Source organism: Pseudenemella bisphenolivorans (assembly GCF_051133435.1).
Taxonomy (GTDB): Bacteria; Actinomycetota; Actinomycetes; order Propionibacteriales; family Propionibacteriaceae; genus JAAYAO01.
In genome coordinates, this window is the sequence record NZ_JBPGNY010000005.1 from 365,543 (window position 1) to 380,458 (window position 14,916).

Consider the following 14,916-nt stretch of genomic DNA (forward strand, 5'->3'; position numbering starts at 1 on the left):
TCAGGTGAGCTTTTCGATGATCAGCTCGCGCACCCGGCCCGCGTCGGCCTGACCGCGCATCTCCTTCATCACCGCACCGATCAGCGCACCGGCCGCAGCCACCTTGCCGCCACGGATCTTCTCGGCGACATCGGGGTTGGCCTCGATCGCCCGGTCGACCGCCTCCGACAAGGCACCGTCGTCCGACACCACCGCCAGGCCTCGGGACTCGACCACCGCGGCGGGTTCGCCCTCACCGGCCAAGACCCCCTCGATCACCTGGCGGGCCAGCTTGTCGTTGATCGTGCCGGCATCGACCAGGCCCTGCAGTTCGGCCACCTGGGCCGGGGTGATCGCCAGTTCGGTGAGCTCGACGCCGGCCTCGTTGGCCCGGCGGGTCAGCTCGGCCAGCCACCACTTGCGGGCGGCCTGCGGGACACAACCGGCGGCGACGGTGTCGGCGATCGGGTCGGTCGCCCCGGCCGAGACCACATCGCGCATCTCCAGATCGGTGAATCCCCATTCGGCCTGCAGGCGCTTGCGGCGCTGGGCGGGCGGTTCGGGCAGGGTGGCGCGCAGTTCCTCCACCCACTCCCGGCTCGGGGCCACCGGCAACAGGTCCGGTTCGGGGAAGTAGCGGTAGTCCTCGGCCTCTTCCTTGGATCGACCCGAGGTGGTCTCGCCGGAGTCCTCGTGCCAGTGCCGGGTTTCCTGATGCACCGAGCCACCGGCGTCCAGTACCGCGGCCTGCCGCGAGATCTCGTAACGCAGGGCCCGTTCGACACTGCGCAGGGAGTTCACGTTCTTGGTCTCGGTACGGGTGCCGAAGGGGGCATCGGGTGAGGGACGCAACGACACGTTGGCGTCACAGCGCAGCGAGCCGTGCTCCATCCGCACGTCCGACACACCCAGGGCACGCAACAGGTCGCGCAGCATCTCGACATAGGCCTTGGCGACCAGCGGGGCCTTCGCCCCGGCTCCGGTGATCGGCTTGGTGACGATCTCGATCAGCGGCACCCCGGCCCGGTTGTAGTCGAGCAGGGAGTGCGAGGCGCCGTGGATCCGGCCGGTGCTGCCGCCGACGTGCAGCGACTTACCGGTGTCCTCCTCCATGTGGGCGCGTTCGATCTCGATCCGGAAGGGCTCACCTTCCACGTCCACCTCGACCCAGCCGTCGAAGGCGATCGGCTCGTCGTACTGGCTGATCTGGTAGTTCTTCGGCATGTCGGGATAGAAGTAGTTCTTCCGCGCGAACCGGCACTGTTCGGCGATCTGGCAGTTCAATGCCAGACCGATCCGGATCGCCGATTCGATCGCCTTGCCGTTGACCATCGGCATCGCGCCGGGCAGGGCCAGGCACACCGGGCAGACCTGGGTGTTCGGTTCGGCCCCGAAGTCGGTGGCGCAGCCGCAGAACATCTTGGAGGCGGTGTTCAGTTCGACGTGCACCTCCAGACCCATCACCGGGTCGAAGCGGGCCACCGCGTCGTCGTATTCCACCAGTTCGGTCATCGGGCCCCTCCTGCCGGGTAGTTCGCGATCTGCTCCATCAGCACCCCGACTTCTCGTTCCAGGGCGGCACCGACCCGGTAGAGACGGTCGTCGGCGCGGGCCGGGGCGACCACCTGCACCCCGACGGGCAGGCCGTCCTCGGCCGACAGACCGGCCGGGAAGGAGGCCGAGGCGTTGCCGGCCAGGTTGGACGGGGTGGTGCACAGGTCGTTGAGGTACATCGCCATCGGGTCGTCGACCCGCTCCCCCAGCTTGAAGGCGGTGGTCGGGGTGGTCGGCGAGACCAGCACATCGACCTTGTCGAAGGCGGCGTCGAAATCGCGCTGCACCAGGGTGCGCACCTTCTGGGCCGAGCCGTAGAACTCGTCGAAGTAACCGGCCGACAGGGCGTAGGTGCCCAGGATGATGCGGCGCTTGACCTCGGCGCCGAAACCGGCCTCGCGGGTCAGTTGCATCACTTCCTCGGTCGACCGCATCCCGTCGTCCCCGACCCGCAGGCCGTAGCGCATCGCGTCGAAGCGGGCCAGGTTGGACGAGGCCTCGCTGGGCAGGATCAGGTAGTAGGCGCCCAGGGAGTATTCGAAGTGCGGGCAGGAGACCTCGACCACTTCGGCGCCCAGGCCGGTGAGGGTCTCGACGGTGCGGTCGAAGACCTCCAGCACGCCCGGGGCGTAGCCCTCACCGCGCAGTTCGGTGACCACGCCGATCTTCATGCCGGCGATGTCGCCGCTGCGGGCGGCAGCCACCACGTCCGGTACCGGGTCGGCCAGGCTGGTCGCGTCCATCGGGTCGTGGCCCCCAATGGCCTGGTGCAGCAGGGCCGCGTCCAGCACGGTACGGGCGCACGGGCCGGGCTGATCCAGCGAGGAGGCCAGCGCGATCTGGCCATAGCGGGAGGTGCCGCCGTAGGTCGGCTTGATGCCGACCGTCGCGGTGAAGGCAGCGGGCTGGCGGATCGAACCGCCGGTGTCGCTGCCCATCGCCAGCGGGGCCTCGAAGGCGGCCAACGCGGCCGAGGAACCGCCGCCGGAACCACCGGGAATCCGCTCGGTGTCCCAGGGGTTGCGGGTCGGGCCGAAGGCGGAGTTCTCGGTGGACGATCCCATCGCGAACTCGTCCATGTTCGTCTTGCCCAGGATCACCATCCCGGCATCCTGGATGCGTCGGGTGACGGTCGCCGAATACGGCGGGATCCAGCCCTCGAGCATCTTCGAGCCGGCGGTGGTGGGCACCCCTTCCTGGGTGAACACGTCCTTCAGCGCCAGCGGCACCCCGGCCAGCGGCCCGAGTTCCTCCCCGGCGGCGCGGCGTTCATCGATCCGTCGGGCCGCGGCCAGCGCGCCGTCGGTGTCGACATGCAGGAAGGCGTTGATCTCGCCGTCGACCTCGGCGATCCGGTCCAGGTGTGCCTGGGTGACCTCGACCGCGCTCAGTTCGCCGGCCGCGATCCTGCCGGCCAGGTCGGCGGCGGTGGCGGTGATGATCTCGTTGCTCATCAGGCCTCCTCGTCCAGGATTCGGGGTACCCGGAAGCGGGATTCCTCGGCTTCGGGTGCCTGCGACAGCACCACGTCCACCGGCAGTGACGGCCGTACCTCGTCGTCGCGGAAGACGTTGGTCAGCGGCAGCGGGTGGGAGGTCGGCGGCACGTCGTCGGTGGCGACCTCCGATACCCGGGCCACGGCCTGCAGGACCACATCCAATTGGCCCGCCAACAGGGTCAGTTCTTCCGGACTCAACTCGATTCGCGCGAGGTGGCCCAACTTGGCCACCTCCTGCTCGCTCAATGCCACGTGTTCTTCTCCTCTGCTGCCGATACGGCCAGCCGTCATCCTAACGGCCCTTAACGCACGCGTAACACGTGTGACACGGCGGTGGAAATTTCGCGACGCACACTGGAGGGGTGTTCTTGATGCGAGTGATTCTGCCCGACCGGCCCGGTTCGCTGGGTGCGGTGGCGACCGCGCTGGGGTCGATCGGTGCCGACATCGAGTCGGTGCAGATCGTGCAGCGCGGCGGTGAGTGGGTCGTCGACGACTTCGTGGTGGAGCCGTCGGCAGGCGTGCTGCCCGACGAGTTGATCAGCGCCTGCCACGGCCTGGACGAGGTGGAGGTGCTGTGGATCTCCCGAACCCCGACCGGTTCGCTGGTGACCGACGTCGAGGTGTTGGAGGAGATGCTGGCCGACCCCCGCAGGGCCGGTGAGGTGTTGCTGCGGGCAGCGCCGCGGTTGCTGCATGCGTCCTGGGCGATGGTGCTCACCACCGACGGCGACCCGGTGTTGGTGGGGCCGAACGCCCCCGAGCCGGCCGAGACGGTGTTGGCCGCAGTCGGGGTGCATCGGGAACCCGCGCGGGTGGAGTTGGCGGCCGACTGGATGCCCGGCTGGCCGGAAACCACGGTGGCGGTGGTGCCGGTACCGCAAGATCCCGAACACCTGGTGTTGGTCGGACGCCCCGGTGGGCCGGTCTTCTTCGATTCGGAACTGGCCCGGTTGCGATACCTGGCTGGTTCGATCCACCTAGGGGTGCAGAGGCTCAGTACAGCTCGAACCAGAGGAACTTCGACCCGGTGAGCAGGGCGTAGAAGTACCAGCCCATCAGGGTGACCGCGATCAGGGCGGCCACGAAGGCCAACCACACCAACCAGCGGGCCCGCCGTTTCGCGCGGTAAGCCGGCACCTCCAGCGGACCCCATTCGCCCAGCCGGGGTTTCACCCGCGGCGGCGTGGAGCCGTGCAGGTTGTTGTTGGTGAAGATCGGCACGCGACGAGTCTACGTGGCCCGGGGCCGGCTCAGCGGACCCGTTCGCGATCCCGGCTGCGCTTGTTGCGCTGGGCCAAGGCTCGCTGGGCTTCGCGATTGGCGTCGCGGGCGGCGATCGTCTGGCGCTTGTCGTATTCCTTCTTACCGGTGGCGACCGCGATCTCGACCTTGGCGAAACCGTCGTGGAAGTACACCGACAACGGCACCAGGGTGGACGAGCCGGTCTTGGCCAAGTCACGTTCGAGTCGATCGATCTCACGGCGGTGCAGCAGCAGCTTGCGGTTGCGGCGGGCCGAGTGGTTCGTCCAGGACCCCTGGGAGTACTCGGGGATGTTGGCCTGGCGCAGCCACACCTCACCGTCGTCGATGGTGGCGAAGGCGTCGGTGAGCGAGCACCGCCCTTGCCGCAGCGACTTCACCTCGGTGCCGGTCAGCACCATCCCCGCCTCGTAGGTGTCGTGGATGTGATAGTCGTGGCGCGCCTTCTTGTTCTGCGCGACCATCTTGCGGCCCTTCTCCTTAACCATGAGGGCCATCTTCGCACCTGGGGCGAAATCCTGCTGTCATTTTGTTCGTTCCGAGGGCTTCGTCCGCACTACTTTTCCCGACAACGCACGTGCTTTTCCCGACAACGCAGGTGCCTTTCCCGACAACGCAACGTGCCCACCGCTTCCCCGTCGGTGGGCACGTGCGCGTTGTGATCGAACTCAGTACAACGACCAGGGGTTGACCAGCTTGCCGTTCACCCAGGTCATGTAGTGCAGGTGGCAGCCGGTGGAGTAACCGGTGTTACCCACGTAGCCGATGACCTGGCCCTTCTGAACCCGGGAGCCGGTGCGCACCGCGTAGCGCGACAGGTGGTTGTACGAGGTGGACAGGTAGCGACCGTTCACCTTGCCGTGATCGATCATCACCCGGTTGCCGTAGCCACCGTTGTAGTACTGCTCGGTGACCCGGCCGGCCGCGGCGGCTCGGATCGGGGTGCCGCAGGCGGCCCCGTAGTCCATGCCGTCGTGCAGCTTCCAGTAGCCGAGCACCGGGTGCAGCCGCATCCCGAACGGTGAGGTGATCGGGCCGGACACCGGGCGCACCAGGCCACCGCCACCACCGCTGCTCGAGGACGAGGACGAACGTGCCGCGGGTCGGCTGGCAGCAGAACGAGTGGTGGTTCGGCTCGGCGCGGCAGCCGCACGACGTACCGGAGCCTTGCTGGCAGCAGCCTTGCGGCGGGCTTCGGCTTCCCGGGCCTTGGCCGCGGCCTGTCGGGCGGCGGCTTCGCGGGCCCGCTTCTCGGCAGCCTTGCGGGCGGCTTCGGCCTTCTGCCGGGCGATGCGTTCGGCGATCCGCTTCTCGACCGAGGCGCGCTCGGCGCTCAGGGCTTCGTAGCGGGCCTTGTCCTTGGCCACGGCCTGCTCGGCCTGGGTCTTGGCGGCGGCGTGCTGGTTCACCCGTTCGGTGACCACGGCCTCCTGCTGAGCCGCCTGGGCTTCGAGGGCTTCGCTGGCCGACAGGGCTTCGGCGGCGGCCTTGCGCTCTTCGGCGACCTTGGCCTCGATGGCTTCCTTCTTGGCCTTGTCGGCGTCGAGCTTGCGCTTGAGCTCACGCAGCCGCTCCATGTCGGCCTCGGTGGCCTGCTGCATGGTGTTCGACCACTGCATCCGGGTCTGCATGTTCGACATCGAGTCGTCCTGCACCAGCACCGCGATCGGCATCAGGTCGGCGCGGTTCTGGTACGAATGGCGAGCCACATTGCCGACCATCTCCTGCTCGGCATCGAGTTTGCGCTGACCCTCTTCCACCTTGGCCTTGGCCCGCTCCAACTCGGCCTCGGCCTTGGCGAGCTTCTGCGCCATCTTCTCGTCGTGGGCCTGGGCGACGGCCAAGGCCTCACGGGTGCGTTGCAGTTCGGCGCGGGCGGCGGACAGATCGGCTTCGGCCTGTTGCAGAGCTGCGGCGGCTTGGCCGAGCTTCTGGTCCGAGGCGCCCAGGTCGCGCTGGGTCTGGGCCAGTTCGCGGCCCACCCGCTCGCGTTCGTCGTCCAGATCGTCGGCAGCCGCCGGTGCGATCAGGCTGGTTGAAATCAGTAGTGCCACTATCGCGGTCAGCAGTCGTGCCAAGGTCTTGCTGTTCTTCGGGTCACCCACTCGGGTGAAGGGAAGTTCCCGTTTCACAGATATCCCCCATCAGGTCTCCAGGTTGGGTTGAGCCCAGAGACCCATCCCAAACTCCTCAGACCCGCAGATACCTCCGAGTCGCAAGAAGCGTGGGCAATATAGACAGCACGATGGCGACGATTGCAAGCCCTCCAAGGGCAAAAAGCGTCTCATCCCAGCCAATTAGGGCTGAAGTCTGACTTGAGGGTTCAGAGTTACGGGTGGTCAGCAAATAGACTCCTGTGACGATTGTGACAGCCGCCAGCAGGGCTCCGATCAAGGATGAAATAAGAATTTGCAGCAGCATCGGCATCATGATGAAGCCGTTGCCGGCACCCACCAGACGCATGATCCGCAGCTCGCGGCGCCGGGCGAAGGCGACCATCCGGATCGTGGTGCCGATCTGCAGCATGGCGGCCACCAGCAACAGTCCACTGGTGATCCACGCCCCCACCTGGATCATGAACATCAGCCGGAAGAGTGGTTCGAGCCACTGCCGCAGGTCTTGGATGTTCTCCACCCCGGGCAGGCCGGCCACGTCGGAGACCACCGATTGGTATTCCTCGGGGTTGACCAGCTTGACCCGGTAGGACTCCTGCATCTGGTTGACGGTCACACTGTCCAGGATCGGGCTGTCCTCGTTGGTGCGTCGGAACTCCTCGTAGGCCTGTTCCTTCGACTCGTGGAAGACCTCGGCCACCTCGGGGTTGGCGTCCAGGGTGCGCTTGATCTCCGCCTTCTCGTCCTCGGTGACGTCGCGTCCCGGGGTGCAGTTCTCACCGACGGTGTCGGCATTGCACAGGAAGACCGAGATCTCGATCTGGTCGTACCAGTTGCCCTTCATCAGGCTGACCTGCTGCTGCAGCAACAGCCCGGCCCCCAGCAGGGTCAGCGACACCCACATGGTGACGATGATCGAGGCGGTGATGGCACCGTTGCGGCGCAAGCCCGTCCATGTTTCCGACCAGATATGCCTCATCGTTCTCCTCCCGCGATCCTGATCACGACGCGCGGCCGTAGACGCCGCGTCCCTGATCGCGCACCACGTAGCCGTCGTCCAGTTCGATCACGCGCTTGCGCATCTGGTCCACGATCGAGTGGTCGTGGGTGGCCATCACCACGGTGGTGTTCGTTCGGTTGATCCGGTCGAGCAGCTTCATGATGCCGACACTGCTTTCCGGGTCGAGGTCACCGGTGGGCTCGTCGGCCATCAGGATCTTGGGGCGGTTCACGAAGGCCCGCGCGATCGCGACGCGCTGCTGTTCACCGCCGGAGAGTTCGTCGGGCATCCGGTCGCTGAGCGAGCCGAGACCGACCATGTCGAGTGCCTCGGGAACCTGTTTGCGGATCTCGCGGCCGGGCCGTCCGATCACCTGCAGGGCGTAGGCGACGTTTTCGAAGACCGTCTTGCCGGGCAGCAACCGGAAGTCCTGGAAGACCACCCCCAGTTGGCGGCGCAGTTTCGGGATTCGCCAGCTCGGCAGCCGGCCCACGTCCTGGTTGTCGATCACCACCGAGCCCTTGGTGGGCCGGTACTCGCGCATCATCAGGCGCAAGCAGGTCGACTTACCCGAACCGGAACGTCCGACCAGAAAGACGAACTCACCGGCACCGATCTCCAGGGACACGTCGCGCAGTGCGGGTTTGCGTTGCCCGCGATAGATCTTGGTGACATTGTCGAAAGTGATCATGGCCTCGCCGCGAGGCCGGGTAGGGGAAGACGGCCTCGCTTTGCGAGTCTAAGCAGGAAAACCCGAAGAAACGGCCAAGCGAATGGGCGCGTCGATCAGTCCTCGTCCTCGGAACTGCGCCGCCAGCGGATGCCCGCATCGATGAAGGCGTCGATGTCTCCGTCGAACACCCCGTCGGGGTTGCCGGTCTCGAAGTCGGTGCGCAGATCCTTCACCATCTGGTACGGGTGCAGCACGTAGGAACGCATCTGCGAACCCCAGGAGTTGCCGCCGTCACCCTTCAGGGCGTTGAGCTCGGCCTCCCGGTCCTGTCGGGCCTTCTCCAACAGGCGCGACTGCAGTACCCGCATCGCCGCGGCCCGGTTCTGGATCTGGGACTTCTCGTTCTGACACGACACCACGATGCCGGTCGGCAGGTGGGTGATCCGCACCGCCGAGTCGGTGGTGTTCACGCTCTGCCCACCGGGGCCGGACGACCGGAACACGTCGATGCGGATGTCGGCCTCGGGAATGTCGATGTGGTCGGCTTCCTCGGTGACCGGCAGCACCTCGACCCCGGCGAAGGAGGTCTGTCGACGGCCCTGGTTGTCGAAGGGCGAGATCCGCACCAAGCGGTGGGTGCCCTGCTCGACCGACAGGGTGCCGTAGGCGAAGGGCGCCCGGATCTGGAAGGTGGTCGACTTGATGCCGGCCTCCTCGGCGTAGGAGGTGTCCATCACCTCGGTGCCGTAGCCGTGGCGTTCGGCCCAGCGCAGGTACATCCGCATCAGCATCTCGGCGAAATCGGCGGCGTCCACTCCCCCGGCCTCTGCCCGGATCGTGATCAGCGCGTCGCGTTCGTCGTACTCACCCGACAGCAGGGTGCGCACCTCGAGGGCGTCGATCGCCTCCTGTAGCGACTCCACCTCACGGTCGGCTTCGGCCAGAGTGTCGGAGTCGCCCTCTTCCTGGGCGAGTTCGACCAGCACCTCGAGATCGTCCAGCCGGCTGCGCAGGTTCTCGACCCGCTCGACATCGGACTGCACCGCCGACAGCCGGGAGGTCAGCTTCTGGGCATTGTCCTGGTCGTCCCACAGGTCGGGGGCCGAGACCGCCTGTTCCAGTTCGGAGATCTCGGCGCGTTTGGCATCGACGTCGACCACCGCCTCGATCGAGGACAGTGCCCGGTTCAGTTCCGAAATTCGCGCAGAGTAATCAACAGCCACAACGTGGCAGTCTAGCTCAGACGACCTTCATCTTCTGCGGCTGAACGGTGACCCCGCTCGAGGTCGGCGACAGCGAGTCCTCGACCCGGTAGACCTTGGTGTGCACCGTGTCGGCGATGTAGGACTTGATCACCCCGTCGACGTAGTGGATCGCGGCACCGTCATCGACGCCGTAACCGGGCGGCAGATCGCCGCGACCGATCGCATCGACGAAGATCGGCTGACGGGTGTCCTCACCGTTGTAGTGCGGGCAGAAGCTGCCCGGCAGCAGGCCCACCCCGCCGCGCCACGGCCGCAGGTCACCGAAGGAGTCGGTCACGCAGCCGTCGTAGAAGGCGGCCCCACCGGCGGCCGTGCCGGCCAGCACGATGTTGCGCGAGTCGGCGGCCAGGTCCTTGATCTTGCGGGAGACACCGTGGGCGTCCCACAGCGCCATCAGGTTCACCGTCGAACCGCCGCCGACCAGAATCACGTCGGCTTCTTCGAGCCGCGACACCGAGGTCGCCGCGTCGCGCCACAGGGTGCACACCATGGTGCGCACGCCCATCGCGCCGTAGGCGGTCAGGAACCTGTTGATGTATCGCGGATCGTCGGCCGACGCAGTCGGCACGAAGCAGACCAGAGGTTTGGGCTTGTCGGCCAGTTCCAACACAAAGTGATCAAGGGGGGTGACCGAGCCGGTGGACGACATGGAGAATCCTCCGCCGCCGGCAGTGACGATGTGCGTTGTCATGCTCTGATGTTCTCACGAATCATTGAGTAGTTTCGGACGGGTCCGATCGACGGTGCCCAGACCCGGCACGCCCCGGTGCCGGTAGGCGGTACGGGCATTCGTGCACTATGGTGTCCTGCGCACATGCGTGCGACGGGCGCATAGCTCAGTTGGTTAGAGCGTCTGCCTTACAAGCAGGATGTCGGGGGTTCGAGTCCCTCTGCGCCCACCACATATCCCACAAAGACTCCGGTGGAGACGGCCACCCCATGGTTCCTAGGAACCGAGGTTGGCGATCCCCGTGCGGAGCGCGAAGAGTGCTAGTTGCACGCGATCCCGCGACTGCGTTTTTGCCAACAGGTTGCCGACATAGGTCTTGATCGTCGGCATCGACAGCCACAGTTCGTCGCAGATTTCCTGATTCGTCAGCCCCCGTGCGATCAGGGTCAGGACGTCGCGCTCGCGCGGAGTGATCAGCGCGGCCAGGCGCACTTCGGTGGGCGTTACCGACATCGCGGTTCTGGGCTCGCGCCGGAACGTCGCGAAGAGTTTGCGGGTCGCACCGGGAGAGATCACGGCGTCGCCGTGATGGACGGTGCGGATTGCAGTCACGAGCTGCTCCGGCGGGGTGTTCTTGACGAGGAATCCCGATGCCCCCGATTCGATGGCGGTGAGGACGTACTCATCGGTATCGAAGGTGGTCAAGATGATGATCTTGCTCGACGTTTCGGCCGTGACCAGTCGCTTCGTGGCTTCCAGTCCGTCGAGTGTCGGCATCCGGATGTCGAGAAGCAGAACGTCGGGTTGTTCCTCATCATGGCGGCGGATCGCCTCAGCTCCGTCCCCGGCTTGCCAGAGCACACGCATATCGGGTTGTGCCTCCAGGATCATGGTCAGACCCGAGGTGAACAGAGGTTCGTCGTCGGCGAGTGCGATGGTGATCACGGCCTGCTCCACGGCAGGCTCGCAGATACCCGCCACCCGCCCGTGCTCGGCTCGGGGCCGGCCGTCAAAGTGCCGCCGACGGCACGGGCGCGTTCCTGCATCCCCACCAGGCCGTGCCGGTTCTCGGTGTCGGTGGACGTGCCCGAGTCTGCGGTCGCAGTGTTGAGGATCGTGATGTCAACCTGTTGAACTCCGACGGCAATGTGGATCCTCACCGCCGCACCGTGCGCGTGCTTGAGCACGTTCGTCAGGCTCTCCTGAACAATCCGGTATCCGGCGAGACCCACCGGGCCGGGTACCCGGGTGAGGTCACCTTCAACCTGCAGGCGGATCGGTCCCGTGGTGTATCGCAGGTCGTCGATCAGCATGGGAATGTCGCGCAATGATGGCGCCGGGCGCACCGGGGCCTCCTCGTCGTCGGTGGCGAGCACGTCGATGAGGCCTTTGATGTCATCGACGGCGTTTCGGCTGAGTTCTCCGATGCCCGCGAGAATCTGGTCGGCCCGGTCGGGCTCGGTGCGGGCCACCAGGCGAACGCCCTCGGCCTGTACCGCGATGACATTCAACGAGTGCCCGAGCACGTCGTGCATCTCTCGGGCGATCCGGGCCCGTTCCTCTGCTGCGGCCAGCCGTGTTTCGATTTCTCTGCGGGCCTCGAGCGAGGCGGCCCGCTCAAGAGCACCCTGATAGCGGGCCTTCCGGTCCCGGCGGATCACCCCGGCCAGGAGCGCGACGGTCAGCACGATCGTGACGAAAGCGGCAAACGTTGCGCGGGTGGCCCATGCAGTGTTGTCGGTGAGTGCGGGGGCAGTCAGGATCGCCGCCCAGGCGCCGAGAAAGATGGCGATCGGGACGAGCCATCGCCAGGGTGGGACGAGTTGGGTCTGGGTGGTGTAGATGGCCAGAGCACACACCGCGCCGGCGAAAATTCCCGGTTCGCGCACCAGGAGCAGATGCACCACCAGAAGCACGCCGATGATTGTCAGCGTCAGCAGCGGACGGATCCGCCGGATCACCAGAATGCCCGCGCAGCCGATCACGACGAGCGTGTAGACCGTTTGGGTTGTTGTCGCCCATGACATCGTGGGGCTGCCCAGTGCTCCGATGACGACGAAAACCAGGGCCAGTGCCAGATCAACGACCCAGGGGCGATCCCGGGTCAGGAACCGTCCGAAAACGGCTGGACGGGCGAACGATTCCATACCTCAGCAGGCTACGCGCTCGGCGCTGCGGGCAGTTCATACCGCGGTATGAACTCGAACTTCGTGCCTCGGCATGATCTGCCGGACGTTGCGTCGCGCAATCGTGGAGAACATGGCTCCCACGATCGAAACGAGGCATGGATGAGCAGCGTCATCACCACCCGCGGACTAACCAAGGCGTTCAAGTCCCACACCGCCGTCGACTCGCTGAACCTGGCAGTTCCACAGGGCGCGGTGTACGGATTCTTGGGCCCGAACGGATCGGGGAAATCGACCACGATGAAGATGCTGCTCGGCCTCACCCAGCCGACCAGCGGCGACATCGAGATCCTCGGGCAACCACTCACCCATGCCTCGCGCACGAAATTGCTGCCCTCGATCGGTTCGATGATCGAGGCCCCACCCGGTTACGGCCATCTCACCGGACGCGAGAACATGCGCATCGTGCAGGACATGCTCGACCTGTCGGGCACGCAGATCGAGCACGCCCTAGCGACCGTGCGGCTCACTGAGGAGCAGCACAAACTGGTCCGCAACTATTCCTTGGGCATGAAGCAGCGCCTCGGCATCGCGATGGCCTTGGCCCGCAAACCCGCGCTGTTGATCCTGGACGAGCCCACCAACGGTCTCGACCCTGCCGGGATCGAAGAGATCCGCACCTTGCTGGTGCAACTTGCAGGCCATGGAATCACCGTCATGGTCTCCAGCCACCTGCTTGATGAGATCGACAAGATGGCGAGCGTGCTGGGCATCCTTTCCGGCGGGAGAATGATCTTCCAAGGCACGCGCGAGCAACTCTTCGAGCACTCGATTCCGGATCTCATCATCGAAACCCCGAACCCGCGAGCCGCACTCGCCCAAGGCATCAACGCGACACCGGTGCCGGAGGGAATCAGGGTGAGTGGTGTCGACAAGGACGAGACCGCGAGGATCGTTCACCAGCTAGCCGTGGCCGGAATCCCGATCCATGAGGTGCGTCGGGTGGCGCAGAGTCTGGAAGACGTGTTCATGGACCTCACCGGACGCGGAGGTCTGCTGTGAGGCGCGCCATCCGCCTCGAGTTCTGCAAGATGCGACGCCTGCGCACCGGCCCGATCCTGGCGCTCCTGATCATTGCTGTCGCCGCCCTGTCCAGCATCTCGTTGTTCTCGGGCAGCACTCGCAACACCTTCGATGAGCCGGCGGCGCTGCCGTGGGCAGGGCTGCTGGCGAGCTACGGGTTCATGGCCGCGATGACCTCGCCGATCCTCACGGCCATTCTCGCCAGCCGCCAGACCGACATCGAGCACACCGGAGGATGGGCCCTGGCGTCTACCGCCGGATACAGCCCCGGCTTGCTCTGCCGTGCCAAGCTCGCTGCCCTGGGCCTCGTGTTGGTTCCGGCGGTCACCGTCCAAAGCCTGCTCGTCGCCGGGATCGGGATTGCCGTTGGCATCCGCGTGCCCCTCGAGTTCGGGCCGTGGGTCGGGTACACCGCCCTGCTGTTCGGCGTCGACCTGGCCTTCCTGGCCCTGCACATCTGGCTCGCCTCGGTGGTCGAGAACCAGCTCATCAGTGTCGGCATCGGCATGCTCGGCGCGTTCGTCGCGGTATTCACTCTGCTCATGCCCGGAACCATCGTGCGCTTCGTCCCTTGGGGGTATTACGCCATGATCCTGCACGCCGGGCAGGACGGAGACCGCATCACCTACATCACCCCGCCTTTCGCCTGGATCGTCGGGTTCCTCCTCCTCGTCGGAGTCGTCTTCGCGGCGGCCACGCGCCACCTCGACCGCATTGAAAGGTAACCAACGTGCTCCGTGCAGAACTGATCAAACTGAGGCGATCCACCACGTGGCTGATCGCTCTGGTGCTGCCTCTGCTGGCCGTGACCACCGGCACGATCAACTACGCCAACAACCCCGAGGCACTCAACGCGGGGTGGGCGTCCTTCACCTCCCAGGCCACCCTGTTCTACGGGCTGTTGTTCTACTCCATCGGCATCGGCTTGCTCACCGCCACTGTGTGGCGGATGGAACACCGCGGCACCAACTGGAACCTGCTGCTCACCAGCACTCGGCAACCCGTCAAGCTGGTTCTCGCGAAGATCGCCGTCGTCAGCATCCCGGTTGCCTTCATGCAGGTCGTGCTGGTCACCGGCACTTTATTGTCAGGAGAATTCATCCTGCGACTATCGGGCCAGATGCCGTGGCAGTTCGCCCTCGTTGGCGTCATCGCCGTCGTCGCTGCCCTGCCGCTGATCGCGATCCAATCGTTGCTGTCCATGTTGTTGAAGTCGTTCGCCGCACCAGTGGCGATCTGTCTGGTCGGCTGCGTTGTCGGCGTCGCCACCGTCACTTCCGAAACCCTTCGACCGTTCAGCTACGTACTGCCACAAGCCATCAACACCCGGGCGCTGAACCTCGGTTCGACTGCCCTCGCCGGCTCGGGAGGGCTGACCGCCGGTGACACCCTTCCGATCATCGCAACAGCCTTGGGCTTGGCGTTGACGTTCGTTCTGCTCACGCTCGTAGCAGTGCGCACCATAAAACTCAGGTGACCGGTCACCGCGTCTTTCATGTCCTACGAGGGCACTGAGCGGGTCGGCATGACCATAATGGCCGCGCCGCTTCGCTTAGCGCCCTTTTGGGACATCGACACCCGGCCCTTTTGGCGGCTATCCGCAGTTGAACGTGGTGGCCTGCTGATTCAAGGGTGAGCGCCTGCCGTGTCGGTGGGCGCTGGCCAGGAGGATACGGGCTTGGTAGTGCTCG

16 protein-coding genes and 1 tRNA gene are annotated in these 14,916 nt (G+C 65.9%); 5 read left to right on the top strand and 12 right to left on the bottom strand.

The window, feature by feature from the left end:
• From gatB to gatC, 3 genes are read right to left on the bottom strand one after another with little or no spacing between them, the layout of a single operon-like run.
• Entirely contained in the window at window positions 1-1,491 is a 1,491-nt protein-coding gene (gene gatB, locus ACR4XW_RS13945) for an Asp-tRNA(Asn)/Glu-tRNA(Gln) amidotransferase subunit GatB (protein ID WP_434761165.1), read from the bottom strand.
• Complete coding sequence (gatA, locus tag ACR4XW_RS13950) at window positions 1,488-2,987, bottom strand: Asp-tRNA(Asn)/Glu-tRNA(Gln) amidotransferase subunit GatA (protein ID WP_434761166.1); 1,500 nt, start codon at window positions 2,985-2,987, stop codon at window positions 1,488-1,490. The genes gatB and gatA overlap by 4 nt, the downstream gene beginning before the upstream one ends.
• On the bottom strand, window positions 2,987-3,322 hold the full coding sequence (gatC, locus tag ACR4XW_RS13955; protein ID WP_434761167.1) for an Asp-tRNA(Asn)/Glu-tRNA(Gln) amidotransferase subunit GatC: 336 nt from the start codon (window positions 3,320-3,322) through the stop codon (window positions 2,987-2,989). The genes gatA and gatC overlap by 1 nt, the downstream gene beginning before the upstream one ends.
• Window positions 3,323-3,393: 71 nt before the next feature.
• On the opposite strand from gatC, the gene ACR4XW_RS13960 reads away from it, so the two are divergent.
• Complete coding sequence (locus ACR4XW_RS13960) at window positions 3,394-4,065, top strand: ACT domain-containing protein (RefSeq protein WP_434761168.1); 672 nt, start codon at window positions 3,394-3,396, stop codon at window positions 4,063-4,065.
• Here the strand turns inward: ACR4XW_RS13960 and ACR4XW_RS13965 are convergent.
• The 7 genes from ACR4XW_RS13965 to ACR4XW_RS13995 form a co-directional block, all read right to left on the bottom strand.
• Entirely contained in the window at window positions 4,028-4,255 is a 228-nt protein-coding gene (locus ACR4XW_RS13965) for a hypothetical protein (RefSeq protein ID WP_434761169.1), read from the bottom strand. The two genes, ACR4XW_RS13960 and ACR4XW_RS13965, sit on opposite strands and share 38 nt — an antisense overlap.
• A 29-nt stretch (window positions 4,256-4,284) precedes the next feature.
• Window positions 4,285-4,782 carry an SsrA-binding protein SmpB gene (smpB, locus tag ACR4XW_RS13970; protein WP_434761192.1) on the bottom strand — a complete coding sequence of 166 codons (498 nt, stop codon included), beginning with the start codon at window positions 4,780-4,782 and terminating at the stop codon, window positions 4,285-4,287.
• Window positions 4,783-4,962: 180 nt separating this feature from the next.
• The gene (locus ACR4XW_RS13975) at window positions 4,963-6,426 is read right to left on the bottom strand and encodes a peptidoglycan DD-metalloendopeptidase family protein (RefSeq protein WP_434761170.1); all 1,464 of its coding nucleotides are present in this window, start codon (window positions 6,424-6,426) and stop codon (window positions 4,963-4,965) included.
• Between the two features lie 58 nt (window positions 6,427-6,484).
• Window positions 6,485-7,387 (bottom strand): permease-like cell division protein FtsX, encoded by a 903-nt coding sequence (gene ftsX / locus ACR4XW_RS13980; RefSeq protein ID WP_434761171.1) that lies wholly within the window; start codon window positions 7,385-7,387, stop codon window positions 6,485-6,487.
• Window positions 7,388-7,409: 22 nt separating this feature from the next.
• On the bottom strand, window positions 7,410-8,099 hold the full coding sequence (ftsE, locus tag ACR4XW_RS13985) for a cell division ATP-binding protein FtsE (protein WP_434761172.1): 690 nt from the start codon (window positions 8,097-8,099) through the stop codon (window positions 7,410-7,412).
• A gap of 95 nt (window positions 8,100-8,194) precedes the next feature.
• Window positions 8,195-9,304 (bottom strand): peptide chain release factor 2, encoded by a 1,110-nt coding sequence (prfB, locus tag ACR4XW_RS13990; RefSeq protein ID WP_434761173.1) that lies wholly within the window; start codon window positions 9,302-9,304, stop codon window positions 8,195-8,197.
• A 16-nt stretch (window positions 9,305-9,320) separates the two neighbouring features.
• Window positions 9,321-10,037 carry a Type 1 glutamine amidotransferase-like domain-containing protein gene (locus ACR4XW_RS13995; RefSeq protein WP_434761174.1) on the bottom strand — a complete coding sequence of 239 codons (717 nt, stop codon included), beginning with the start codon at window positions 10,035-10,037 and terminating at the stop codon, window positions 9,321-9,323.
• Between the two features lie 134 nt (window positions 10,038-10,171).
• On the opposite strand from ACR4XW_RS13995, the gene ACR4XW_RS14000 reads away from it, so the two are divergent.
• Window positions 10,172-10,248, top strand: a tRNA-Val gene (locus tag ACR4XW_RS14000).
• Window positions 10,249-10,292: 44 nt separating this feature from the next.
• Here the strand turns inward: ACR4XW_RS14000 and ACR4XW_RS14005 are convergent.
• Together ACR4XW_RS14005 and ACR4XW_RS14010 are read right to left on the bottom strand one after the other, a co-directional pair.
• The gene (locus ACR4XW_RS14005) at window positions 10,293-10,961 is read right to left on the bottom strand and encodes a response regulator (RefSeq protein ID WP_434761175.1); all 669 of its coding nucleotides are present in this window, start codon (window positions 10,959-10,961) and stop codon (window positions 10,293-10,295) included.
• The gene (locus ACR4XW_RS14010) at window positions 10,958-12,163 is read right to left on the bottom strand and encodes a sensor histidine kinase (protein ID WP_434761176.1); all 1,206 of its coding nucleotides are present in this window, start codon (window positions 12,161-12,163) and stop codon (window positions 10,958-10,960) included. Before ACR4XW_RS14010 ends, ACR4XW_RS14005 begins: the two co-directional genes overlap by 4 nt.
• A gap of 141 nt (window positions 12,164-12,304) precedes the next feature.
• Here ACR4XW_RS14010 and ACR4XW_RS14015 point away from each other — a divergent pair, with 141 nt between their 5' ends.
• From ACR4XW_RS14015 to ACR4XW_RS14025, 3 genes are read left to right on the top strand one after another with little or no spacing between them, the layout of a single operon-like run.
• Window positions 12,305-13,204, top strand: a complete 900-nt coding sequence (locus ACR4XW_RS14015; RefSeq protein ID WP_434761177.1) for an ABC transporter ATP-binding protein — start codon at window positions 12,305-12,307, stop codon at window positions 13,202-13,204.
• Window positions 13,201-13,950: an ABC transporter permease gene (locus ACR4XW_RS14020; RefSeq protein WP_434761178.1), complete on the top strand. Its 750-nt coding sequence runs from the start codon at window positions 13,201-13,203 to the stop codon at window positions 13,948-13,950. Before ACR4XW_RS14015 ends, ACR4XW_RS14020 begins: the two co-directional genes overlap by 4 nt.
• 5 nt (window positions 13,951-13,955) lie before the next feature.
• Complete coding sequence (locus tag ACR4XW_RS14025) at window positions 13,956-14,702, top strand: ABC transporter permease (RefSeq protein WP_434761179.1); 747 nt, start codon at window positions 13,956-13,958, stop codon at window positions 14,700-14,702.
• Window positions 14,703-14,916 lie beyond the last annotated feature (214 nt).